General features: G+C 72.0%; 23 protein-coding genes. 11 read left to right on the forward strand and 12 right to left on the reverse strand.

Annotation, left to right across the window (positions count from 1 at the left end; all coding sequences use genetic code 11):
* Positions 1–133 precede the first annotated feature (133 nt).
* A complete protein-coding gene (locus QMZ92_RS22455) occupies positions 134–1,117 on the forward strand; it encodes a LacI family DNA-binding transcriptional regulator (RefSeq protein ID WP_283299261.1) in 984 nt (327 codons plus the stop codon).
* 112 nt (positions 1,118–1,229) lie between these two features.
* Here the strand turns inward: QMZ92_RS22455 and QMZ92_RS22460 are convergent, their stop codons facing one another.
* From QMZ92_RS22460 to QMZ92_RS22480, 5 genes are all read right to left on the reverse strand, one after another.
* Positions 1,230–2,519 carry a DUF6986 family protein gene (locus QMZ92_RS22460; protein WP_283299262.1) on the reverse strand — a complete coding sequence of 430 codons (1,290 nt, stop codon included), beginning with the start codon at positions 2,517–2,519 and terminating at the stop codon, positions 1,230–1,232.
* Positions 2,520–2,678: 159 nt separating this feature from the next.
* Positions 2,679–3,653, reverse strand: a complete 975-nt coding sequence (locus QMZ92_RS22465) for an electron transfer flavoprotein subunit alpha/FixB family protein (RefSeq protein ID WP_283299208.1) — start codon at positions 3,651–3,653, stop codon at positions 2,679–2,681.
* Between the two features lie 58 nt (positions 3,654–3,711).
* A complete protein-coding gene (locus QMZ92_RS22470; RefSeq protein WP_283299209.1) occupies positions 3,712–4,497 on the reverse strand; it encodes an electron transfer flavoprotein subunit beta/FixA family protein in 786 nt (261 codons plus the stop codon).
* Positions 4,498–4,686: 189 nt separating this feature from the next.
* Positions 4,687–5,193: a flavin reductase family protein gene (locus QMZ92_RS22475; RefSeq protein WP_283299210.1), complete on the reverse strand. Its 507-nt coding sequence runs from the start codon at positions 5,191–5,193 to the stop codon at positions 4,687–4,689.
* Positions 5,194–5,423: 230 nt separating this feature from the next.
* Positions 5,424–5,855 carry a TlpA family protein disulfide reductase gene (locus QMZ92_RS22480; protein ID WP_502962112.1) on the reverse strand — a complete coding sequence of 144 codons (432 nt, stop codon included), beginning with the start codon at positions 5,853–5,855 and terminating at the stop codon, positions 5,424–5,426.
* A 347-nt stretch (positions 5,856–6,202) separates the two neighbouring features.
* Here QMZ92_RS22480 and QMZ92_RS22485 point away from each other — a divergent pair, with 347 nt between their 5' ends.
* Positions 6,203–6,925, forward strand: a complete 723-nt coding sequence (locus tag QMZ92_RS22485) for a lysophospholipid acyltransferase family protein (protein ID WP_283299211.1) — start codon at positions 6,203–6,205, stop codon at positions 6,923–6,925.
* 619 nt (positions 6,926–7,544) lie between these two features.
* Here the strand turns inward: QMZ92_RS22485 and QMZ92_RS22495 are convergent.
* From QMZ92_RS22495 to QMZ92_RS22505, 3 genes are read right to left on the reverse strand one after another with little or no spacing between them, the layout of a single operon-like run.
* Positions 7,545–8,615 (reverse strand): threonine aldolase family protein, encoded by a 1,071-nt coding sequence (locus tag QMZ92_RS22495; protein WP_283299264.1) that lies wholly within the window; start codon positions 8,613–8,615, stop codon positions 7,545–7,547.
* Complete coding sequence (locus tag QMZ92_RS22500; protein ID WP_283299212.1) at positions 8,612–9,367, reverse strand: SDR family NAD(P)-dependent oxidoreductase; 756 nt, start codon at positions 9,365–9,367, stop codon at positions 8,612–8,614. Before QMZ92_RS22500 ends, QMZ92_RS22495 begins: the two co-directional genes overlap by 4 nt.
* A gap of 26 nt (positions 9,368–9,393) precedes the next feature.
* On the reverse strand, positions 9,394–10,788 hold the full coding sequence (locus tag QMZ92_RS22505) for a DUF6421 family protein (protein WP_283299213.1): 1,395 nt from the start codon (positions 10,786–10,788) through the stop codon (positions 9,394–9,396).
* A 419-nt stretch (positions 10,789–11,207) separates the two neighbouring features.
* On the opposite strand from QMZ92_RS22505, the gene QMZ92_RS22510 reads away from it, so the two are divergent.
* On the forward strand, positions 11,208–11,891 hold the full coding sequence (locus tag QMZ92_RS22510) for a glycerophosphodiester phosphodiesterase (protein ID WP_138056609.1): 684 nt from the start codon (positions 11,208–11,210) through the stop codon (positions 11,889–11,891).
* A 79-nt stretch (positions 11,892–11,970) separates the two neighbouring features.
* On the opposite strand, the gene QMZ92_RS22515 is transcribed toward QMZ92_RS22510, so the two are convergent.
* A complete protein-coding gene (locus QMZ92_RS22515) occupies positions 11,971–12,525 on the reverse strand; it encodes a GNAT family N-acetyltransferase (protein WP_283299215.1) in 555 nt (184 codons plus the stop codon).
* 110 nt (positions 12,526–12,635) lie between these two features.
* Here QMZ92_RS22515 and QMZ92_RS22520 point away from each other — a divergent pair, with 110 nt between their 5' ends.
* From QMZ92_RS22520 to QMZ92_RS22545, 6 genes are all read left to right on the forward strand, one after another.
* Entirely contained in the window at positions 12,636–13,022 is a 387-nt protein-coding gene (locus QMZ92_RS22520; RefSeq protein WP_283299216.1) for a VOC family protein, read from the forward strand.
* Positions 13,023–13,209: 187 nt separating this feature from the next.
* Positions 13,210–13,776, forward strand: coding sequence for a DUF5134 domain-containing protein (locus QMZ92_RS22525; RefSeq protein ID WP_283299217.1), 567 nt, complete (start codon positions 13,210–13,212; stop codon positions 13,774–13,776).
* 83 nt (positions 13,777–13,859) lie between these two features.
* Complete coding sequence (locus tag QMZ92_RS22530) at positions 13,860–14,795, forward strand: M56 family metallopeptidase (protein ID WP_283299219.1); 936 nt, start codon at positions 13,860–13,862, stop codon at positions 14,793–14,795.
* Positions 14,796–14,976: 181 nt separating this feature from the next.
* Positions 14,977–15,678 carry a phosphatase PAP2 family protein gene (locus tag QMZ92_RS22535; RefSeq protein WP_283299221.1) on the forward strand — a complete coding sequence of 234 codons (702 nt, stop codon included), beginning with the start codon at positions 14,977–14,979 and terminating at the stop codon, positions 15,676–15,678.
* An 18-nt stretch (positions 15,679–15,696) separates the two neighbouring features.
* On the forward strand, positions 15,697–16,395 hold the full coding sequence (locus QMZ92_RS22540) for an HAD family hydrolase (RefSeq protein WP_283299222.1): 699 nt from the start codon (positions 15,697–15,699) through the stop codon (positions 16,393–16,395).
* 249 nt (positions 16,396–16,644) lie between these two features.
* A complete protein-coding gene (locus QMZ92_RS22545) occupies positions 16,645–17,301 on the forward strand; it encodes a TetR/AcrR family transcriptional regulator (protein ID WP_283299223.1) in 657 nt (218 codons plus the stop codon).
* Positions 17,302–17,380: 79 nt separating this feature from the next.
* On the opposite strand, the gene QMZ92_RS22550 is transcribed toward QMZ92_RS22545, so the two are convergent.
* A complete protein-coding gene (locus tag QMZ92_RS22550; protein WP_283299224.1) occupies positions 17,381–18,892 on the reverse strand; it encodes an LVIVD repeat-containing protein in 1,512 nt (503 codons plus the stop codon).
* A 67-nt stretch (positions 18,893–18,959) separates the two neighbouring features.
* On the opposite strand from QMZ92_RS22550, the gene QMZ92_RS22555 reads away from it, so the two are divergent.
* On the forward strand, positions 18,960–19,622 hold the full coding sequence (locus QMZ92_RS22555; protein WP_283299225.1) for a DUF305 domain-containing protein: 663 nt from the start codon (positions 18,960–18,962) through the stop codon (positions 19,620–19,622).
* 60 nt (positions 19,623–19,682) lie between these two features.
* On the forward strand, positions 19,683–21,059 hold the full coding sequence (locus QMZ92_RS22560) for an FAD-dependent oxidoreductase (RefSeq protein WP_283299226.1): 1,377 nt from the start codon (positions 19,683–19,685) through the stop codon (positions 21,057–21,059).
* A 149-nt stretch (positions 21,060–21,208) separates the two neighbouring features.
* Here the strand turns inward: QMZ92_RS22560 and QMZ92_RS22565 are convergent, their stop codons facing one another.
* Both QMZ92_RS22565 and QMZ92_RS22570 read right to left on the reverse strand, forming a co-directional pair.
* Entirely contained in the window at positions 21,209–21,589 is a 381-nt protein-coding gene (locus QMZ92_RS22565; RefSeq protein ID WP_283299227.1) for an ArsR/SmtB family transcription factor, read from the reverse strand.
* Positions 21,590–21,821: 232 nt separating this feature from the next.
* Complete coding sequence (locus QMZ92_RS22570) at positions 21,822–22,235, reverse strand: organic hydroperoxide resistance protein (protein WP_283299228.1); 414 nt, start codon at positions 22,233–22,235, stop codon at positions 21,822–21,824.
* Positions 22,236–22,327 lie beyond the last annotated feature (92 nt).

Raw genomic sequence — 22,327 nt, forward strand, 5'->3', positions numbered from 1 at the left:
CTCGCACAGCCCCGAACCGGGCGCACGCAGTATCCGCCAGGCGCCCGGACGGGCACTCCCGACGACGACAGGACAGCGCATCGTGGCCGAGTTCGCCCGCCGCACCGACACCCGTTACGGCAACCGGCCCACCATGAAGGACGTGGCCGCGCGAGCCGGAGTCGGGCTGAAGACGGTCTCGCGCGTGGTGAACGGCGAGCCGGGCGTCACCCCGGACACCGAGCGCCGGGTGCAGGAGGCCATCGAGGCACTGGGATTCCGTCGCAACGACAGCGCGCGGGTGCTGCGCAAGGGCCGTACCGCCTCGATCGGGCTGGTGCTGGAGGATCTGGCCGACCCGTTCTACGGGCCGTTGAGCCGGGCCGTGGAGGAGGTCGCCCGGGCGCACGGGGCACTGCTGATCAACGGCTCCAGCGCGGAGGATCCCGACCGGGAACAGGAGTTGGTGCTCGCGCTGTGTGCCCGCCGGGTGGACGGTCTGATCGTCATCCCCGCGGGTCACGACCACCGCTACCTCGAGCCCGAGATCAAGGCGGGCGTGGCGACGGTGTTCGTGGACCGGCCCGCCGGCCGGATCGACGCGGACGTCGTGCTCTCCGACAGCTTCGGCGGCGCCCGGGAGGGCGTCGCGCACCTGATCGCGCACGGGCACCGGAGGATCGGGTTCATCGGCGACCAACCGCGCATCCACACCGCCGTGGAACGGCTGCGGGGCTACCGGGCGGCGATGGAGGACGCCGGGCTGCCGGTGGACGAGCGCTGGGTGTCCCTGGGCTCGACGGACCCCGCGCGGGTGACGGCGGCGACGGAGGAGATGCTCTCCGGCCCCGAGCCGGTCACCGCCCTGTTCGCGGGCAACAACCGGGTGACGGTGACGGCGGTGCGACTGCTGGCGGGCCGGGAGACCCCGGTCGCCCTCGTCGGTTTCGACGACATCGAACTGGCCGATCTGCTGGGCATCACGGTGATCGCCCAGGATGCCGCCGCGCTCGGCCGTACCGCCGCCGAGCGGCTGTTCCGCCGGCTGGACGGGGTGTCCGAGGCGCCGGCACGCGTGCAGCTGACGACCGAACTCCTGGCCCGGGGCTCGGGCGAGGTGCCACCCCCCGGCGCCTGACGGTCCGTCCGGTCGGCCCGGACCCCGCCGACCCCTGCGGAGGCCGGTCGCGACCGGTGCGGCGGACTCTGCCGTCGAACCTCCTTGTGGGCGGCGGGGGCCGTTCCCGCGACTACTGCGCGGTGGCCGTCAGATCGCCGCGGCGCGGCCGGGCGAAGGCGTCGAGCTCGGCCCGGGTGAGGCCGGTGAGACGCGCGACCTCGGCGTCGTCGAGCGCACCGCAGTCGAGGCCCCGCAGCAGATAGCCACTGAGCGCCTTGGCGGTGGCGGGCTCGTCCATGATGTCGCCCTCGGTCCGGGCGACGTACGCGGCGAGGCGTGCGGCCGCGGCCTCCATGCCCTCGCGGTAGAACGCGAACACGGCGGCGTAGCGGGTCGGGAGGTGGCCGGGGTGCATGTCCCAGCCCTGGTAGTACGCGCGGGCCAGGGCACGGCGCGTCAGCCCGTAGTGGAGCCGCCAGGCCTCGTGCACGTGGTCGGTGCCGCCGACCGGCAGCACGTTGGTGGAGCCGTCCGAGACCCGGACGCCGGTACCGGCGGCGGCGACCTGCATGATCGCCTTGGCGTGGTCGGCGGCCGGATGGTCGCTCGCCTGGTGGGCCGCGCTGACGCCGAGGCAGGCGCTGTAGTCGAAGGTGCCGTAGTGCAGCCCGGTGGCGCGGCCCTCGGCGGCGTCGATCATCCGGGCGACGGTCGCGGTGCCGTCGGCGGCGAGGATGGCCTGGCTGGTCTCGATCTGGATCTCGAACCCGATGCGGCCGGCGTCGAGTCCATGGGCCTTCTCGAAGGCCTCGAGGAGCCTGACGAAGGCCGTGACCTGCTCCGCGTAGGTCACCTTCGGGAGGGTGAGGACGAGCCCGCCGGGCAGACCGCCGTGCTCCATCAGGCCGGTCAGGAAGACGTCGGTGGTGCGGATCCCGCGGTCGCGTACGGCGGCCTCCATGCACTTCATGCGGATGCCCGTGTACGGGGCCGAAGTACCCCGGGCGTACGCCTCGGAGACCAGCCGGGCGGCACGGGCGGCGTCGGCGTCCTCGTCGCGGCCGTGGTAGCCGTCCTCGAAGTCGACCCGCAGGTCCTCCACGGGCTCGCGTTCCAGCTTCGCCCGCACCCGGGTGTACACGGACTCCGCGAGGTCGTCGGGGAGTCCGAGCACCCGCGCGAGGGTCGCGGCGTCCGGTGCGTGCTCGTCCAGCGCGGCGAGCGCCTGGTCGCCCCAGGAGCGGATGGTTCCGGCACCGAAGGCGTCGCCGGGTACGTAGACGGTGTGGACGGGCTGGCGGGTGCCGGGGTCTCCCGGGTACCGGCGGGCGAGTTCGGCGTCCACCGGTGCGAGGGAGGTGCTGATCTCCTCGCTGACCGCGCCGGCGAGGCTCGTCGACACCTTCTCCTGCTGGCCCATCTCGGCACCCTCCACGCTCACGTCATTCCGTCTGACGGAATCAATAATCCGTATAGTGAAGCTATCGGGGGCGACTGACCTGCGTCAATGGTCCCCCGGAACGCCGCGGGGCCGCGCGGTGACTTCACCGCGCGGCCCCGAACGGGCGTGCTGCCCGACTCAGCCCTTGCGGGCCTTGATCTCGTCGGTCAGCTGGGGGACGACCTCGAAGAGGTCGCCGACCACGCCGTAGTCGACCAGGTCGAAGATCGGGGCCTCGGGGTCCTTGTTGACTGCCACGATCGTCTTCGAGGTCTGCATACCCGCCCGGTGCTGGATCGCGCCCGAGATGCCGGAGGCGATGTACAGCTGCGGGGAGACGCTCTTGCCGGTCTGGCCGACCTGGTTGGAGTGCGGGTACCAGCCGGCGTCCACGGCGGCGCGGGAGGCGCCGACGGCCGCGCCGAGCGAGTCGGCGAGCGCCTCGATCACCGAGAAGTTCTCGGCGCCGTTGACGCCGCGGCCGCCGGAGACCACGATCGCGGCCTCGGTCAGCTCGGGGCGGCCGGTCGACTCGCGCGGGGTGCGGGAGACGACCTTGGTACCGGTCGCCTTGTCACCGAAGGTGACGTCCAGCGCCTCGACGGCGCCGGCGGCCGGGGCGGCCTCCACGGGGGCCGAGTTCGGCTTCACCGTGATGACCGGGGTGCCCTTGGAGACGCGGGACTTGGTGGTGAAGGCGGCGGCGAACGCGGACTGCGTGGCCACCGGACCCTCGTCGCCGGCCTCCAGGTCGACCGCGTCGGTGATGATGCCGGAGCCGATGCGGAGCGCCAGACGGGCCGCGATCTCCTTGCCCTCGGCGGAGGACGGCACCAGCACCGCGGCCAGGGAACCGCCGGCGGACGCCGCCTCGTACGCGGCCTGCAGCGCGTCCACCTTCGGCACGACCAGGTAGTCGGCGAACTCGGGCGCGTCGGCGGTCAGGACCCTCACCGCGCCGTGCTCGGCGAGGGCGGGGGCGGTGGCCTCGGCGCCGGAGCCGAGCGCGACGGCGACCGGCTCGCCGATGCGGCGGGCCAGCGTCAGCAGCTCCAGGGTGGGCTTGCGGACGGCGCCGTCCACGTGGTCGACGTAGACGAGAACTTCAGCCATGGGACTTCTTCTCTCCTGCTTGCGAAGTATGCGGGGCGGTTGGGGTGGTGACCGAAGCTCAGACGAACTTCTGGCTCGCGAGGTACTCCGCGAGCTGCTTGCCGCCCTCGCCCTCGTCCTTGACGATGGTGCCCGCGGTCCGGGCCGGACGCTCGGCCGCCGAGTCCACCGCGGTCCAGGCACCCTCCAGACCGACCTCCTCCGCCTCGATGTCGAGGTCGGACAGATCCAGCGACTCCACCGGCTTCTTCTTCGCGGCCATGATGCCCTTGAAGGACGGGTAGCGGGCCTCGCCCGACTGGTCCGTCACGGACACGACCGCCGGCAGGGACGCCTCCAGCTGCTCCGAAGCGGTGTCGCCGTCACGGCGGCCCTTGACGGTGCCGTCCTCGACGGAGACCTCCGACAGCAGGGTCACCTGCGGGACGCCGAGCCGCTCGGCCAGGACCGCGGGAAGGACGCCCATCGTGCCGTCCGTGGAAGCCATGCCGCAGACGACCAGGTCGTAGCCGGTCTTCTCGATCGCCTTGGCCAGGACCAGGGAGGTGCCCATCACGTCGGTGCCGTGCAGATCGTCGTCCTCGACGTGGACGGCCTTGTCGGCACCCATGGACAGCGCCTTGCGCAGCGCGTCCTTGGCGTCCTCCGGGCCGACGGTCAGCACGGTGATCTCGGCGTCGTCCGCCTCGTCGGCGATCTGCAGCGCCTGCTCGACGGCGTACTCGTCGAGCTCCGACAGCAGACCGTCGACGTCGTCGCGGTCGACGGTCAGGTCATCGGCGAAGTGCCGGTCGCCGGTGGCGTCGGGCACGTACTTCACACAGACAACGATCCTCAAGCTCACGCCGGCTCTCCTACTGCATCGTCATTACTGAGCTGCCTTGTGCAGGCAGCATAGGCGCCTGAAGGCGGGGTTTCCGGTCGGGGCGACCGGCGCTCCGAACGAAATATTACTCGCCAGTACATCCACTGATTACCCAGTGAGCAAGCGCTTGGAACTGTGACCTTGCCAACGCTGCGTAACCGGGATCTCTCAGTCCCTCAACGCGTTGAAGCGACCCTGGTGGTACAGCAGGGGACGGCCGGTCCCCTCCGGGTCGCCGGCGACCGCCTCGGCGATCACCACTCGGTGGTCCCCCGCGGGCACCCGGGCGACGACCCGGCAGACCAGCCATGCCAGCACGCCGTCCAGGAGCGGGACACCCTCAGGCCCGCTACGCCATCGGGTGGGCGCGGCGAACCTGTCGGCACCCCTGCGGGCGAAGGTGGCGGCCAGCTCGCGCTGCTCCTCGGAGAGTATGTGCACCCCGACGTACCCCGCCTCGGCGACGACCTGCCAGCTGGAGGAGGCGGTGCCGATGCCGAACGAGAGCAGCGGCGGCTCGGCCGCCACGGAGCTGAGCGAGGTGGCGGTGAATCCGACGGGACGGTCGCCGTGCGCGGTGATGACCGCGACTCCGGCCGCGTGGCGGCGGAAGACGGAGCGCAGCAGGTCGGGGGATGCGAGTCGAGGAGTGCCGAGGCCGGGCGTGGCCACCATGGAAGGGTCCTTCTGCGAGGAGTTCGGTCGGGGTCGTCGCTGCTCAGACACCCGGACAGCGAGCGCTCGCGTCGTGGGCCGGGGTGTTCCGTTGCTGCTTCCGGCCGGTGGGAAGGAGTTCTGTTGGCACATCGTCAGACTGACGATTGCCGGTGCGTGCAGTCAAGTGGGCCCGGTCAGATGCGAGCTGCGTCACGGACCGTCACCCGGCCGTCGCCGGTTCCGCGCCGTCAGACGGCCTCACCGAGGGCCGCGATGACATCCGCCTTCCGGGGCTGCCCGGACGCCCTCCGCACGATCCGGCCGCGGGAGTCGAGCACCAGCACGGTGGGCGTGCTCAGGATGTCCAGTTCGCGCACGAGCGCGAGCCGCTCCTCCGCGTCGATCTCCACATGGGCGACACCGTCGACCATGTCCGCGACCTGTGCGAGCGTGCGCCGCGTCGCCCCGCACGGCCGGCAGAAGGCACTGGAGAACTGCACCAGCGTCGCCCTCTCCCCCAGCTCCGCACCCAGTTCGGCCGCGCCGAGCCGGCGCTCCACGTCCTTCCCGCGCACCCTTCGGCCTCCCGTTCGTCCCCCGGTGCTGCAGCCCGTAAGCCCCGCCACCGCGAGGACCGCCGCGCACCACGGGTCCCGTCGTCGCTTCCCTACAGCACGCACACGACCACGATGATTCCCGCGCTCCCACCCCCGCGCCCCGCGGCGGAACCCCGGGCGGCACGGACCACGCCGACGTCAGGGGCCGGGCTTCGGCGCCACCGTATTCGCGCCCAGCCCGCCGCCCGTCCGCCCGGGCGCTGCCGACCCGTCGGGTACCGCGCTGCGCCGCGGGCGCCGTGACCGGTGCAGGTGACACGACGTGACGAGAATCTCGCCGTACGACGCGCCGGGGACTGGCCGTAGCGCCGCACATGGGGCACGATCTGCCCAATGCCGAAAACCTACGGCTGCGTAACTTCCGCTGGGAGAACCCTCCCCGGGACACAGAAGGAAGGGCCTCTCCCGACATGGCAGAGCTCGTCTACCGGCCGGTCATCGGCGCCGCACTCGCGATGTTCAAGGCGCTCGACCTGAAGATCGAGAGCCAGGGGTCGGAGAACATCCCGCGCTCGGGGGGTGCGGTGCTGGTGAGCAACCACATCAGCTACCTGGACTTCATCTTCTCCGGCCTGGCCGCGCTGCCGCAGAAGCGCCTGGTGCGCTTCATGGCGAAGGAGTCGGTGTTCCGGCACCGGGTCTCGGGTCCGCTGATGCGCGGGATGAAGCACATCCCGGTGGACCGCAACCAGGGCGAGGCCGCGTACGCCCACGCGCTGGACGCGCTGCGCGCGGGCGAGGTGATCGGCGTCTTCCCGGAGGCCACGATCTCCCAGTCGTTCACGCTGAAGGCTTTCAAGTCCGGCGCGGCGCGGCTCGCCCAGGAAGCCGGCGTACCGCTCGTCCCGATGGCCCTGTGGGGCACGCAGCGGCTGTGGACCAAGGGCCGGCCGAAGAACCTCCGGCGCAGCCACATCCCGGTGACGATTCGCGTCGGTGAGGCCATGGAGGCGCCGACGGACCAGTACGCCGGGGCGATCACCCGCCGGCTGCGGGAACGGGTGCAGGAACTGCTGGAGTCGGCACAGCGCGCCTATCCGGTGCGGCCCAAGGACGCCTCCGACACCTGGTGGGTGCCCGCGCACCTGGGCGGTACGGCCCCGACGCCGGCCGAGGTCCGCGAGGCACACTGAGCGGGTTGCCGCGGGGCCTCCCTCCGTGTGGGCCTCCCCGCGGCCGCAGGGACCGGACCCGGATCCCCGCCACGGGGCTCACGGAAGCACGGGGGCGTCACCGGCCGTACGGACCGCGATCCGGGCCGGGGGCGGAGCTTCTCGGCGACTCGGCGGGTTCCGCCCCGCCGCCGTGACATGTTCGGCACCGGTCAGGGCGCGCCCGGTCGGTGCCTCGGCGAAGCCGTGGGCAGGGGACGGCTCGGCCCCGAAGCACTGCAGGCGTCCCGCCGGCCGTGCGCGGGTCCTCGTGCGGAGCGCGGCCGTCGAGACGCGTTCCGCCGCGCGCCGCGCGGCGTCGCCGGGAAGCGCCGAACCCGCCTCGCTGCCGGGTCCGTCGACCAGGCCGTGGGCGTCGACGCGCCCTGACGATCCCGACTTCGCCCGCCAGGCCCGTGACCGACGACGTCGCCGGCGACGAGGCCGGCCGAGATCCCGGGGACCTGCTGGATCAGCTCCATGACGCGCAAGCACGGAAATGCGACCGGCCGATAGTCAATGAACTTTCAACCGGTCGCACATCCATGCGGCCGAGGGCGCCGGTGCGACGACCGGGTTCGACGCCACCGCACCGGCGGAATCAGCCCGCCATTTCTTCCTTCAGCGCCAGGACGAAGGCGTCCACGTCGTCCTCGGTGGTGTCGAACGAGCACATCCAGCGGACGTCCCCGGCCGCCTCGTCCCAGAAGTAGAAGCGGAAGCGCTTCTGGAGCCTGCGGCTCACCTCCTGCGGGAGCCGGGCGAAGACCGCGTTCGCCTGCACCGGGTAGAGGATCTCCACCCCGTCCACCGCCCGGACGCCCTCGGCGAGCCGCTGTGCCATGGCGTTGGAGTGCCGGGCGTTGCGCAGCCACAGGTCCTTGGCGAGCAGGGCCTCCAACTGCACGGACACGAACCGCATCTTCGATGCGAGCTGCATCGACATCTTGCGCAGATGCTTCATGTGGCTGACGGCGTCGGGGTTGAGCACGATGACGGCCTCGCCGAAGAGCATGCCGTTCTTGGTGCCGCCGTACGAGATGACGTCCACGCCGACGGCGTTGGTGAACGCGCGCATCGGCACGTCCAGCGACGCCGCGGCATTGGCTATCCGCGCACCGTCGAGGTGGACCTTCATCCCGAGCCCGTGGGCGTGGTCGACGATCGCGCGGATCTCGTCCACCGTGTAGACCGTGCCCAGCTCGGTGTTCTGGGTGATCGACACGACCTGCGGCATGGCGCGGTGCTCGTCCTCCCAGCCCCAGGCCTGCCGGTCGATGAGCTCGGGGGTGAGCTTGCCGTCCGGGGTCGGTACGGTCAGCAGCTTCAGCCCGCCCATCCGCTCCGGAGCGCCGCCCTCGTCCACGTTGATGTGGGCGCTCTCGGCGCAGACGACGGCACCCCACCGGTCCGTGAGCGCCTGCAGCGCGGTGACGTTGGCACCGGTGCCGTTGAAGACGGGGAACGCCTCGGCGCCGGAGCCGAAGTGGCTGTGCATGATCCGCTGGAGGTGGTCGGTGTACTCGTCCTCCCCGTAGGCGACCTGGTGGCCGCCGTTGGCCAGGGCGAGGGCGGCCATCACCTCCGGGTGCGCGCCCGCGTAGTTGTCGCTGGCGAATCCCCGTACGTGGGGGTCGTGGTGCCGGCGGGCGTCGGTTCTCGGCGGGATCACGGCTCGGGGGTCAGCCACAGGCGCTGTCCATTCACTTCCGGGGCGGGCCGGTCCCAGACTCCGGCAATGGCCTCGGCCAGTTCCTTGACGTCCGTGAAGCCCGCGAACTTGGCGTTCGGGCGCTCGGCGCGCATCGCGTCGTGCACGAGCGCCTTGATGATCAGGATGGCAGCCGCCGTGCGCGGGCCCTCCTCGCCCCCAGCCTTCCTGAACGAGTCCGCCAGCGCCAGGGTCCAGGCCTCCGCAGCGGCCTTGGCGGCGGCGTAGGCGGCGTTGCCCTCGGTGGGCTTCGCCGCCCCGGACTGGCTGACCAGTACGAAGCGGCCCCTGTCGCTGCGCTTGAGCGCCTCGTGGAACGCGAGCGAGGTGTTCTGCACCGTACGGATCAGCAGCTTCTCGAGGAGCTGCCAATCGCTCGGGTCGGTCTCACCGAAGGTCGCGCTGCCACGCCAGCCGCCGACGAGATGGACGAGGCCGTCGACGCGGCCGAACTCCTTCTCGGTCTGCGCGGCCCATTCCCGGGTCGCGGTCGGGTCGAGCAGGTCGACGGTGTCGCCGGTGACGGTCGCACCGCCGTGCGCGTACCGCGCCTCGTCGACCGCCTGCGCCAGCCGCTCGGTGTCCGCGTCCGACGCCACGACGATCGCGCCCGCCTCGGCGAGGCGGAGCAGGGTGGCTCGGCCCGCCGGACCCGCTGCGCCCGCGACCGCGATCACCGCACCGTCGAGGACCCCGTTTCCGTTCGCATTCATGGTGCTGGTCTCCTCCGTCCGAGAGCTCACGCGGCGACTCGCTCGGCGGACCGGGCCGTGATGCCCTTGGTGGAAGCGATCACGCCCTTCAGCTTCTTGGAGAGCGCCTCAAAGAACATGCTGAGCGGAAACTCGTCCGGAAGCACGTCGTCGACGAGCTTGCGCGGCGGCTGGCTCAGGTCCAGGGCGTCGGGCCCCTTGGCCCAGCGGGAGCCCGGGTGCGGAGCGAGATAGGTGGCGACCAGCTCGTAGGCCTTGAACCAGTGGACGAGCTTCGGGCGGTCGATGCCGTCGCGGTACAACGTCTCGATCTCGGCGCAGAGCTGGTTGGTGACCTGCGGGGCCCGCTCCCAGTCGATCCTCAGCGTGTTGTCCGTCCAGCGCACGACGTCGTGCTTGTGGAGGTACGCGAAGAGCAGCTGGCCGCCGAGGCCGTCGTAGTTGCGCACCCGGTCGCCGGTGACGGGGAAGCGGAACATCCGGTCGAACAGCACCGCGTACTGGACGTCACGGCCGTGTGCGTTGCCCTCGGCCTCCAGCTTCACGGCCTCCTTGAAGGCGGTGAGGTCGCAGCGCAGTTCCTCCAGGCCGTACATCCAGAACGGCTGGCGCTGCTTGATCATGAAGGGGTCGAACGGCAGGTCGCCGTGGCTGTGGGTGCGGTCGTGGATCATGTCCCACAGGACGAAGGCCTTCTCGCAGCGCTCCTGGTCGTGGACCATCGAGGCCACGTCCTCGGGGAGGTCGATGGAGAGGATCTCCACCGCGGCCTCGGTCACCCGGCGGAAGCGGGCGGCCTCGCGGTCGCAGAAGATGCCGCCCCAGCTGAAGCGCTCGGGGGCTTCACGCACGGCTATGGTCTCGGGGAACAGCACGGCCGAGTTGGTGTCGTAGCCGGCGGTGAAGTCCTCGAAGGTGATCCCGCAGAAGAGCGGGTTGTCGTAGCGGGTCGCCTCCAGCTCGGCCAGCCACTCCGGCCAGACCATCCGCAGGACGACGGCCTCGAGGTTGCGGTCCGGGTTTCCGTTCTGCGTGTACATGGGGAAGACCACCAGATGCTGGAGGCCGTCCACCCGGTCGGCGGCGGGCTGGAAGGCCAGCAGCGAGTCCAGGAAGTCCGGCACGCCGAAGGCACCGTCGGCCCATTTGCGCAGGTCGGCGACGAGCGCGCGATGGTAGGCGGCGTCGTGCGGAAGCAGCGGGGAGAGCTCCTCCACGGCGGCGGTCACCCGCTCGACCGCGTACTCGGCGGCGGCGCGCACCGGGGCACCCTCGGCTCCGAAGTCGATGGAACCGTCCTCGGACTGCCAGGACCTGATCTCCTCGACGGCGTCCTTGAGCGTCTGCCACACGGGATGCTCGACCACCGCCATGGTCGTCGCCGCGTCCGTCGCAGCGTTCTGCACAAGAATTTCCGTCATGTCACTTCCTCCACGGGAGAACCTCGCGTCAAGACACCGTATCCATGCCCGGTTCTCCCGTACAAGGGGGAACCCTGGGAAATTATCCTGCCTCACCCCCATGGTCACCGCAGATTTTTCTGTGACCTAGGCCATTCGAGACGATGGCTGCGGAGCGTCGGGCAGGGGGCACCACCGGGCCGACTTCGGCCCGGTGGTGCCGTCAAGGCCCGGAAGACTCGCCCACGCACGAGTGAGCCCGCCACGGGGCGAAGCGCCGGGAGAACGCGTTCCCCCAAGCCGGGCACCTCATGCACGACCGGGTGCGGCCGAGGCGCAGGCCACTAGGCTGCGGCCGTGCCGCGCGGAGCGGGAGCCACCGCGTGCGAGCCGCAACAAGAACGGCCCGAGCCCGACACATCGACGGAAGCGAGAAGATCTTGAGTTTCCTCACCATCGGTCATCGCGGGGTCATGGGTGTCGAACCGGAGAACACCCTGCGTTCCTTCGTCCGGGCGGAGCGCGCGGGCATGGACGCGATCGAACTGGACCTCCATCTCAGCAAGGACGGCGCACTGGTCGTCATGCACGACGCCGATGTGGACCGGACGACCGACGGCACGGGACCGATCGCCGAGAAGACCCTCGCCGAACTGCGGGAGCTGGACGCCGGTCAGGGCGAGCGCGTCCCGATCTTCGAGGAGGTCCTGGAAGCGGTGAGCGCGCCGCTCCAGGTCGAGATCAAGGACGCAGCCGCGGCACGGGTGCTCGCGGACGTGATGGTCAAGCGCGATCTGGCGGAGCGGATCGAGGTCACCTCGTTCCAGGACGACGCCGTCAGGGAGATCGCCGCGCTGGTGCCCGGCGTGCGCACGGCCCTCGTCGCCAGCCGGTGGGGCAGCGACATCGTGGAGCGCGCGCAGGCCGCCGGCGCCCCGACGCTGGCGCTGAACATCCGCCGGCTCACGCTGGAGACGGTGGAGCACGCCCACGACGAGGGGCTCAGGGTCATCGGCTGGGTCGTCAACACCCAGGACCACCTGCGGCTGGTGCGCGCCCTCGAACTCGACGGCGCGACCACCGACTTCCCGGAGATCCGGCGCACCGGCCGCTTCACGGCCTGACGGCCGCGGCGGCGGAACGCCCTCCGCGCACCCGGTCCGGTGTCCGAGGTCCCGCAGACGTGTCGCGGGCGGTCGCGCCTCAGCCGTCCAGGCTCTTCACGAGCAGCTCGAACTGCAGGTCGGCGCGGCGCGGAACGCCGAATCGCTCGTCGCCGTACGGGAACGGGGTCATCCGGCCCGTACGGCGGTATCCGCGCCGCTCGTACCAGGCGATGAGCTCCTCGCGCACCGAGATCACCGTCATGTGCATCTCGGTGACGCCCCACGCCTCGCAAACGAGACGCTCCGCCTCGGCGATGACCAGTCGGCCGAGCCCGCCGCCCTGGAGTCCCGGGCGCACGGCGAACATGCCGAAGTACGCCGCGTCGCCGCGGTGTTCGAGCTGGCAGCAGGCCACCAGCTCGTCGTCGCGCCGCACCACGAGCAGCCTGCTGCCGGACGCCCCGATCACCTGGCGCACGCCTTCCGGGTCGGTGCGCTGTCCGTCCAGGATGTCCGCCTCGGTGGTCCAGCCTGCACGGCTGGAGTCCCCGCGGTAGGCCGACTCGATCAGCTCGACCAGCGCGGGCACGTCGGCATCGGTCGCGTCGCGGAAGGACAGCTGCACCGGGTGCTGGGGCGGGGCGGTCTCCATGGGGCGGTTCTCCGTTCTCCTCTTCTTCGCCGGCGGTCGCGGCGGGTCGGCCGCGGACGCGCGGTCCGCCCGACCTCGGCGCGGCGCACCGGCGGTCTACGGTGGAGACCATGATGCACGTGCTGAGCAGTCGCATCCTGCTGCGGCCGACCGATCCCGAGCGGTCCCGACGGTTCTACGAGGACGTGCTGGGCCTGCAGATCTACCGCGAATTCGGCACCGGCCAGGACCGCGGAACGGTCTACTTCCTCGGGGGCGGGTTCCTGGAGGTCTCCGGCCGCTCCGACACCCCGCCCGGCCCGGGCCTCGCACTGTGGCTCCAGGTGTCGGACGCCAAGGCGGCCTACGGTCATGTGCTGTCGCACGGGGCCGAGGTGGAACGGCCGCCGCGGCGGGAGCCCTGGGGGCTCGTCGAGATGTGGCTGACCGATCCGGACGGGGTGCGGATCGCCGTGGTCGAGGTGCCCGAGGACCATCCACTGCGCCGCCGGCCCTGAGCGGGGCGGACGATTCCGCTCCCGCGCCGCGGGCAGAGCCGTCCCGGACGCGGGGCGAGGGAGACTCGTCGGGCGGTGTGCGCGGCCGCACCGCCTCCGCGAGCGCCCCGCGTACACCCGTGCGCTCGTATGCGCCGGGCCCCGGCGGGGCATGCCCTGCTCGACACGTCGAGCGGGGAGGTGGGCGGTGCACGGACCGGCGGTGCCGGGCTGGCTGCTCGTGGCGCTGTGCGCGATGTCCGGCGCGTACTGCGTCGTGCGGATGCGCTGCTGTGCGGGCCCGGCGCGCAGCGCGGCGACGGACGAGGCCCTGATGGGGTTCGGGATGGCCGCGATGGCCGTGCCGGCTGCCGTGGCACCGGCACCGGAGTGGGCATGGCTGCCGTACGCGGTCCTGTTCGGGACGGTGGGTCTGCGGGCGTTGCGGGCCACTCGGGCCTCCCGCGCCGGCGCACACCATCTGCACCATCTGGTCGGCTCGCTGGCCATGGTGTACATGGCGGTGACCATGTCCCCGTTCGCGGCGGGCGGCCACGGGGAGCACGGCGCGCCCGGTGCCGGCGGAGTGCCGCTGGTGACGGGGGCGTTGCTCGTCTACTTCACGGTGTTCGTCCTGCACACGGGCGCCCGGCTGGTGCCCGCGGCTGCGCCTGCCGGCGGCCCTCCCCCGGCCTGGGGAGCCCGTCCCGAGCTGGCCCTGGCGTGCCGGGTCTCGATGGGCGTCGCCATGGTCGCCATGCTTCTCTCCGTCTGAGCGCCCCGGGGCGGGCCGTGGCGTACATCACTTGCCGTCTGAAGCCATACCTGCGAGTAGCAGGCCGCTCATAGTCTGGTGCCATGATGGTCTCCCTCGCGCTGCTGTCACTCGGCGCACTGGCCGCCGCCGTCGCGCCGCGGCTGATGTCCCGGGCCGACTGGCCGGAGCGCGAGCCGGTGGTGGCGTTGTGGGTGTGGCAGTGCGTGGTCGCTGCGGTGCTGCTGAGCTTCGGCCTCTCCATGACCATCAGCGCGGCCGCCGCCTGGCAGGCGGTGCGGGGGCCGGTCTTCGCGCCCGCACCGAGCGCGGTCGTCGAGGCATATGCCCTGGGCGCGGGCGGTCCGTGGTCGGCGGTACTGGCCGTCGTACTGGCGTGCGGAGGGCTGTGGAGCGGCGCGATGCTCACCCGGGAGATCCACCGGGCGCACGCGCGACGCAAGCGGCGCAGGGCGGAACTCCTCGTGCGCGCCCCCCTGTTGCCCGGAGAGGATCCGGGCGACGATCCGCTGGTGGTGCTGGAGGGCGAGCGCCCCGACGCGTGGTGGCTGCCCGGCGCCGCGCCCCAGCTGGTCATCACCACGGCCGCCCTGCGGCGACTGAAGGGCCGTCAACTCGACGCGGTGCTGGCTCATGAGCAGGGTCACGCCAGAGCGCGCCACGACTGGCTGCTGCACTGCTCGGCGGCGCTCGCCAACGGTTTTCCCCAGGTCCCGGTGTTCGCCGCGTTCCGGGACGAGATGCACCGGCTGGTCGAGCTGGCCGCGGACGACGTGGCCTCGCGCCGGTTCGGGCGGCTGACGATCGCCCTCGCGCTGGTCGAACTGAACGAACACCGCGGAGTCTTCGGTCCCTGCCCGGCGCCCGACGCCCAGCTGCACCAGCGGGTGAACCGCCTGCTGGCCCCGGTGCCCCGGCTCACCGCGGGCAGGCGGCTGCGGCTGACCGCCGCCGCGGTCATGGTGCCCGTCGTACCGCTGCTGGTGGCATTCGTGCCGGGTCTGAGCGCTTTGACATGACCAGCACCGTGCCCGGGGGTGCCGGGAAGGTCGCGGCGTCCGGTGCGGTGCGTCGCACCGCGGAGGAGCGCCCACGCACCGGACGCACTCGGGTGACGTGACAACTCAGCTCGGCGCCGCGACCCGGTGAACCCGGCCGGTCGCGGCACTAGCAGGGCGTATCGGGGGCAGGATCCCTCCCATGCGTCCCCCCACCCCCACCTCCACCCCGCTCCCGCGCACCCCCGCCCCGGAGCCTGGCCTTCCGGTCCCCGGGGCACGCACCGCCTCGCTGACCGCCATGGTCACCGTCCTGCTGCTGGTGACGGTGGCCGTGGGCTGGGAGCCGCTGATGTCGGCCGACCGTACGGTCGCCGTCGAGCTCCACGAGTCCGCACTGGCGGAGCCGGGACTCACCCAGGCGAACCGGATCCTCAGCGACTGGGTGTGGGACCCGTGGACGATGCGCGCCCTGGTGGTCGGGGTGGTGCTCGGCCTGCTGTGGCGCGGCGAGCGCCTGCCGGCCCTCTGGGTCGCGGCGGCGAGCCTGCTGGGATCGGCGGTGCAGCAGATCCTCAAGGTCCTGGTGGGGCGGCAGCGCCCGGTCTGGGCGGAACCCGTGGACTCCGCCCACTACTCCGCCTTCCCCTCCGGCCACGCGATGACGGCGACCGTCACCTGCGGGCTGCTCCTCTGGCTGCTGGCGCGGACGGGGGCCGGACCGGGGCTGCGGCGGACGGCGGCCCTGCTCGCGGCGGTCTCGGTGCTGGGCGCGGGCTTCACCAGGCTCTACCTGGGAGTGCACTGGCTCACGGACGTCCTGGCCGGCTGGCTGCTCGGGATCTGTGTGGTCGCCGTGGCGGTCGGCTCGTACGAACGGCTGGCCTTGAACCGGGAGCCCTGACGCCGGGAGGATCGCCCCATGGCGATCAAAGGCGTGCTCTTCGATTTCTCAGGAACGCTCTTCCGGATCGAATCCGTCACCTCCTGGCTGCGGGCCGCCCTCGACGAGACGGGGATCTCCGTCGGCGAGGACGCGTTCGAGCGGTACGCACGCGAGCTGGACGCGGCCGGGGCGCTGCCCGGAGGTTCCAACCCCGAACTGATCCCCGAGGCGCTCGCCGACCTGTGGTGGACGCGCGACCGGGACGCCCGGCGGCACAGGGACGCCTACGTGGGCCTCGCCCGCCGCGTGGAGCTCCCCGACCCCCGGCTCTACGACGCGCTCTACGAGCGGCACAAGACCCCGTCCGCGTGGCGCCCGTACCCGGACGCGGAGGAGGTGCTCGGCGAGCTGCGGCGCCTGGGCACGGGCGTCGCGGTGGTCAGCAACATCGGCTGGGACCCGCGGCCGGTGTTCCAGGCGCACGGGCTGGACGGCTACGTGGGCGCGTACGTGCTGTCGTACCGCCACGGGGTGCAGAAGCCGGACGCCCGGCTGTTCCGGGCGGGCTGCGAGGCGCTCGGGGAGGACCCCCGCGACGTCCTGATGGTCGGCGACGACAGGCGCGCGGACGGCGGGGCGGCACGACTGGGCTGCGCGGTGCACTTCGTGGATCATCTGCCGGTAGAGGAGCGGCCCGAAGGACTGCGTCCGGTACTCGGACTCGTGGGCGCGTGAACCGGAACGCCGTGGGCGAAGTGCCGGTGGGCGGCCCTGGGAATCGAGACCACGAGATCGGACAATAGAGGCAGAAGCCGCAAGCCGCGGCTCCAGGGATCCGTGCGGATCCATGACGGAAGGATCGGACCGGGCGATCCCCCGCGTCGCCCGGTCCGTCCGGTCACCCCGCTGACCAGGCACACGAGCGCCTCGCCACGGGTCGCGCTGAGTATATTGGCTCCGAGCCAGTCAACGCAGGAGTTAAGCATGTCCCCGCGGAGCGCATCGGTCAATGAAGAGCTCCGTCGGCGTTCCCGGGAGCGCCTGCTCCAGGCGACCGTGGACCTCGTCGGGGAGCGCGGCTACGAGGCGACGACGCTCGGGGACATCGCCGACCGGGCCGGTTCGGCCCGCGGACTGGTCTCGTACTACTTCGCCGGCAAGCGCCAGCTGTTCCAGTCGGCCGTGCACCGGCTGATGCACCTCACGCTGGAGGAGGCGCTGGAGCGCGAGCCCCGCACCTCCGACGGGCGGGAGCGGCTGGCCCGGGCGATCGACGCGATCCTGGGCCTCGCCGCGGACCGGCCGGTGCTGATGCGCGCGCACATGGCGGGCATCCTGCAGGCCGACGGGTTCGTCCAGTGCCCCGAGCAGCAGCGCCTGGCCCTCCTGCTGCGCGACACGGTGGAGCGGTACGGGACCCGGGATGTCGACGCCGACTACCCGCTGCTGCGCGCACTGCTGATGGGCGCGGTCTTCGCGGTGGCGCTGCCCGGCGCGCCGATGCCGCGCGCACGGCTGCGCGCTGAGCTGTTCCAGCGTTACGGGCTGGACTGGGAGCTCGGTTTCCCGCCGGGCGGGGAGCCGTCCGGTGGGACGTCGCACGGGGGTTCGGACCGGTCCTCCGGCGGGGCGACCGAGTAGGAGCTGTCCCGGAGGACCTGCGCGGCCGCACCGGGGAGTCGCGGTGCCGCCCGCCGGGGCGGCACCGCGACGACGCGGATCAGTGGTCGTGGCGGTCGAAGTAGTCCGGCTGGGTCTGCACGTTGAGCTCGCGCATCCGGACGCGCTCGGCCGCGTCGGTACGACGGTCATCGAGCTTCAGCACGTCGAAGCCCTTGGCGATGTCGTTCGAGTAGATGTGGCCGTTGTAGTAGTACGCCGACCAGGAGCCGCCCGTGGTGACGGTGTCCATGGAGAGCGGGCCGCGCTCGAAGTAGGCGATCTCCCGCGGCTTGGCGGAGTTCGTGAACTCCCACACCGACACACCGCCCTGGTACCAGGCCTGGACCATGATGTCGCGGCCCTTCACCGGGATCAGCGAGCCGTTGTGCGCCACGCAGTTCTCGGTGGCGGCCTGATGCCGGTCGATCTTGAAGTAGCTGCGGAAGACCAGCTTGCGCTTGTCGCCCCTCCCGACGATGTCGTAGATGCCGTCGGCCCCGCGGTTCGGGCCGATCTCCGCGTTGCAGGTCGCACCCACGCCGCCGCCGAGCTCGTCGGTGAAGACCACCTTGCCGGCGTCCTGGTTGAACGTCGCCGAGTGCCAGAAGGCGAAGTTGACGTTGTCCTGGACCCGGTCGATGACCTTCGGGCGCTCGGGGTTCCGGATGTCGAACAGGATGCCGTCGCCCATGCACGCGCCGGCCGCGAGGTCCTCGCCCGGCAGCACCGTGATGTCGTGGCAGCCGGTCGTCTTGGAGACGCCCGGGTTCGTGGGCGCGCCGGGGTTGCCGCCGCCGTCGGGACCCTCGCCCGGGAACAGCACCGGGAAGCCGACGACCGCGGACCTCTCCGGGGCGTTCCGCGGCACCTTGATGACGGAGATCCCGTCGTGCGGCGGCTGGCAGTCCGGGAAGGCCGCGTTCGGCGAGTACGACGACACGTACACGTACACGACGCGCCGCTCGGGCACGAGGGTGTGGGTGTGCGAGCCGCACGCGGTCTCGACGGCCGCGACGTACTTCGGGTTGCGCTTGTCGCTGATGTCGAAGACCTTGACGCCCTCCCACGAGGACTTCTCCGTGGCCGGCTGACTGGTGCTGGCACAGGAGTTGTCGCTGCGCGAGGAGTCGGTGGAGAGGAAGAGCAGGTCCCCGGAGACCGAGATGTCGTTCTGGGAACCGGGGCACAGGACCTGTGCGACGGTCTTCGGGGCTCGCGGATTGGAGATGTCGAAGATGCGGAAGCCGTCGTAGTTGCCGGCGAACGCGTACCTGCCCTGGAAGGCCAGGTCGGAGTTGGTGCCCGGGAGGGCGTCCTTCGGGATGTTGGCGAGATGACGGATGTTGTCGCTGTGAACGACCTCGTCAACGGCGGGAATCTCGCCACTGTTCGTCAGGGCTTCGGCGGCTGCCGCCTGTTCCGACGAGACCTTCCTCTCGGCCGGGACGTCTCCGGGGTCCGGTGTGGCGGCCGCGGGTCCGGCCGCCAGCAGAGTGGCCAGCAGCCCTGCCGCGGCTGCCGCCACGCCCAGGCGTCTGCGCCGAACGCGGGTGGTGTGCAACGGGGTCACCGTTTTCCTCCCCTAGTTCCATTCCGTGCTTGAACCATGCACTGACCCCGGCAGTATCGTCCTCGGCATGCCCATATCAACAGATGGCAACAGGGACGTAACGAAAGTCGTCGCGGCCGTCGTGGTGGCCGTACTCGCCCTGGGCGCCTGCGAGTCGGGGTCCGGCGGCGCGAAGGCCGGGGACGAGCGCGGCGCGGCGGTCGTGGCTCCGGGGAAGCCGGGCGAGCCCGCGAGAACGCTCTCCCCCGAGCAGGCCGCGAAGGAGCTGCCGGACGACAGCCCGAACGCCGCGGACGTCGCGTACGTCCGGATGATGATCGTCCATCACACCCAGGCGCTGGAGATGACGGCGCTCGTACCCGAGCGGGCCGGCGGCACCCCGGTGAAACGTCTCGCCGATCGCATCAGGGCAGCGCAGGAACCGGAGATCGGTGCGATGCGGGGCTGGCTGACAGCACACGGCAAGGGCGGGGCGGCGGACGGTCACGGGGCCCACGACCACGGCGCGATGCCGGGCATGGCGACCGAGGAGCAGCTGGCGCAGCTCCGCGCCGCCGAGGGCAGGGCCTTCGACGAGCTGTTCCTCAAGCTGATGATCACTCACCACCAGGGCGCGCTGACGATGGGGGCGACCGTGCTGTCCGAGGGGAGCAACGTCCAGGTGGAGGAAATGGCCAATGACGTGATCGCGCAGCAGACGGCGGAGATCAACCGTATGCGCACGATGTGAGGCTTACCGGGCGGCCTGCCCGGTGCAATGCTGGAAGCACCCTGCGGAAGGAGCGCAGCCGTGCTTCGAGTCGCCGTCGTCGGATCCGGGCCGAGCGGGGTGTACACCGCTCAGGCCCTCGTCCAGCAGTCCCTCGTGCCGGACGTCCGGGTGGACGTCCTGGACCGGCTCCCGTGCCCCTACGGGCTGGTGCGGTACGGGGTCGCGCCCGACCACGAGAAGATCAAGTCCCTGCAGAACACCCTGCGGGCGGTCCTGGAGGACGAGCGGATCGGTTTCGTCGGCAACGTCGAGGTGGGCGCGCACGGCCTGACGCCGGCGCGTCTGCTCCGGCTCTACCACGCGGTCGTGTACTGCGTCGGGGCGGCGAAGGACCGCAGGCTGGGAGTGCCTGGCGAGGACCTGCCCGGGAGCTGTTCGGCCACCGACTTCGTGTCCTGGTACAGCGCCCACCCGGACGCCGCGGGCAGCGGATTCGCCCTCGGCGCCCGGTCGGCGGTGGTCATTGGCGTGGGCAACGTCGCCGTCGACGTCACCCGGATCCTCGCGCGCGGCGCGGCAGAGCTACTGCCGACCGATGTGCCGCACGACGCGCTGGGCGCGCTGGCCGGCAGCCGGGTGCGGGAGGTGCACATGGTGGGCCGACGCGGCCCGTCCCAGGCGAAGTTCACCACCAAGGAGCTGCGCGAGCTGGGCACGCTGCCGGACGCGGCCGTCGGCGTCGAGCCGGCCGACCTCGCCCTGGACCCCGGCTACGCCGACGCGACGGGGCTGCCGGCGGTCAACCGGCGCAACGTCGACGTGGTGCGCGGCTGGGCGACGGCCGGCGACGCCGCCTCACGCGCCCGGGCGCGGACCATCCGGCTGCGTTTCTTCCTGCGTCCCGTGGAACTGCTCGCCGAGGGCGGACGGGTCGCAGCGGTGCGCTTCGAGCGGACCGTGCCGGACGGCTCGGGCGGGGTGCGCGGCACGGGCGCGTACGAGGAGATCGAGGCGCAGCTGGTGCTGCGGGCGGTCGGCTACCGCGGAGTGCCCCTGGACGGGCTGCCGTTCGACGCCACCCGGGGCACGGTGCCGCACGAGGCCGGGCGGGTCCTGCGGGACGGCTCGCCCTCCCCGGGCGAGTACGTGGCGGGCTGGATCAAACGGGGCCCCACCGGCGTGATCGGCACGAACAGGCCCTGCGCGAAGGAGACGGTGGCCTCGGTCCTCGAGGACGCGCCCGCGCTGTCGGCCCGCGCACTCCCGGACGAACCCCTGGACGTGCTGCGCGAGTCGGGGCTGCGCCCGGTGGAGTGGCCGGGCTGGCTGGCGATCGAGGAGGCCGAGACGGTGCTGGGCCGGTCACTCGGACGCCGTTCGGTGAAGATCGCCGACTGGGACGGGCTGCTGGGCGCGGCCGGTGTCGGCGTGGCTCCGCGGCTCCCGGCCGCATAGCGCGGCACGGCGGCCAACGGGGATCAGGACGTCCGAACCGGGCGGGCAGAGGTGCTCGGCCCGCCCCGGAGTGACTGGGGTCGGCCTCGGCCGGTTCCGCGGTCGCGGTGGTTCCGTGGCGAGCACGGTCGGCCGGCACCGGGGCGCGGTCAGCCGGTGCCGAGACGGGCCGCCTCACCGGCGGCGGCGGTGAGGACGCTGTCGAGGAGGCCGGGGAACAGCGCGTCCAGGTCGTCGCGGCGGACCCCGTTCATCTTCGCCGTGCCCCGGTACGCCTGCCGGATCACGCCGCTCTCCCGCAGCACGCGGAAGTGGTGGGTCGAGGTGGACTTGGTCACGGGCAGATCGAAGTACGAGCAGGACAGCTCGGACTCGGCGGTCGCCAGCTCGCGCACCACGCGCAGCCGGACCGGGTCGGAGAGCGCCTGGAGCACGCCCTCGAGCCGGATCTCGTCGCGCTTGGGGTGGGCGAGTCGGCGGGGACCGGCGGCGGTGGTCACGGAGGCTCCACTTCGGTTCGGGGCTCCCATGGTACGAAACTCGTCGTAGTTCGCCGAGGGCGCAGCGGGCCGGTACCGCCGACCTGGCGCGCCACCGAGCACGCGGACGCCGCCACCTGGCGGCGCGCTGCCCCGACCAGTGACGCGGACGGTGCGATCTGCCTCGCGGGGCGCGGTGCCCGACCGCCGGCCCCGAGCACCGGCGGGGATCCGCCGTGGCGCCCGCCCCTGCCGGAACGCCACGGCGGATCCCGCCCGCCGGCTACTCGACGATCAGCTCGACGGGGATGTTGCCGCGCGTGGCCTTGGAGTACGGGCAGACCTGGTGCGCCTGCTTGACCAGCAGCTCGCCGGTCCCGCCCTCGAGGGCGCTCGGCAGTTCGACGCGCAGGACCACGGCCAGCCCGAAGCCGCCGTCCCCGTCCTTGCCTATGCCCACCTCGGCGGTCACCGAGATGTCGCCGGTGTCGACCTTCGCCTGGCGGCCGACGAGGCCCAGCGCGCTGGCGAAGCAGGCCGCGTACCCCGCCGCGAAGAGCTGCTCCGGATTGGTGCCCTCGCCGCTGCCGCCCAGGGCGGCGGGCGCGGCGAGCGGCAGGTCCAGCCGGCCGTCGGAGCTGACGGCGCGCCCCTCGCGGCCGTTCGCGGTGGCGACAGCGGTGTACAGCGCGTTCATGGAGAACCATCCCTTGGTCGTCGGAGCCGGACCCGTGGGGCGGTCCGGACAGCCACCACTAGAGCACACAATTAAGTTGTGCACAACTTAAT

The sequence above is a fragment of the Streptomyces sp. HNM0645 genome, from assembly GCF_030056615.1.
GTDB lineage: Bacteria > Actinomycetota > Actinomycetes > Streptomycetales > Streptomycetaceae > Streptomyces > Streptomyces marianii.

Coding starts and splice junctions, on each gene's coding strand:
- QMZ92_RS22455 (WP_283299261.1), top strand. CDS start 134: ATGAAGGACGTGGCCGCGCGAGCCGGAGTCGGGCTGAAGACGGTCTCG.
- QMZ92_RS22460 (WP_283299262.1), bottom strand. CDS start 2,519: ATGGGCCAGCAGGAGAAGGTGTCGACGAGCCTCGCCGGCGCGGTCAGC.
- QMZ92_RS22465 (WP_283299208.1), bottom strand. CDS start 3,653: ATGGCTGAAGTTCTCGTCTACGTCGACCACGTGGACGGCGCCGTCCGC.
- QMZ92_RS22475 (WP_283299210.1), bottom strand. CDS start 5,193: ATGGTGGCCACGCCCGGCCTCGGCACTCCTCGACTCGCATCCCCCGAC.
- QMZ92_RS22485 (WP_283299211.1), top strand. CDS start 6,203: ATGGCAGAGCTCGTCTACCGGCCGGTCATCGGCGCCGCACTCGCGATG.
- QMZ92_RS22500 (WP_283299212.1), bottom strand. CDS start 9,367: ATGAATGCGAACGGAAACGGGGTCCTCGACGGTGCGGTGATCGCGGTC.
- QMZ92_RS22505 (WP_283299213.1), bottom strand. CDS start 10,788: ATGACGGAAATTCTTGTGCAGAACGCTGCGACGGACGCGGCGACGACC.
- QMZ92_RS22515 (WP_283299215.1), bottom strand. CDS start 12,525: ATGGAGACCGCCCCGCCCCAGCACCCGGTGCAGCTGTCCTTCCGCGAC.
- QMZ92_RS22520 (WP_283299216.1), top strand. CDS start 12,636: ATGATGCACGTGCTGAGCAGTCGCATCCTGCTGCGGCCGACCGATCCC.
- QMZ92_RS22530 (WP_283299219.1), top strand. CDS start 13,860: ATGATGGTCTCCCTCGCGCTGCTGTCACTCGGCGCACTGGCCGCCGCC.
- QMZ92_RS22535 (WP_283299221.1), top strand. CDS start 14,977: ATGCGTCCCCCCACCCCCACCTCCACCCCGCTCCCGCGCACCCCCGCC.
- QMZ92_RS22540 (WP_283299222.1), top strand. CDS start 15,697: ATGGCGATCAAAGGCGTGCTCTTCGATTTCTCAGGAACGCTCTTCCGG.
- QMZ92_RS22545 (WP_283299223.1), top strand. CDS start 16,645: ATGTCCCCGCGGAGCGCATCGGTCAATGAAGAGCTCCGTCGGCGTTCC.
- QMZ92_RS22555 (WP_283299225.1), top strand. CDS start 18,960: ATGCCCATATCAACAGATGGCAACAGGGACGTAACGAAAGTCGTCGCG.
- QMZ92_RS22565 (WP_283299227.1), bottom strand. CDS start 21,589: ATGGGAGCCCCGAACCGAAGTGGAGCCTCCGTGACCACCGCCGCCGGT.
- QMZ92_RS22570 (WP_283299228.1), bottom strand. CDS start 22,235: ATGAACGCGCTGTACACCGCTGTCGCCACCGCGAACGGCCGCGAGGGG.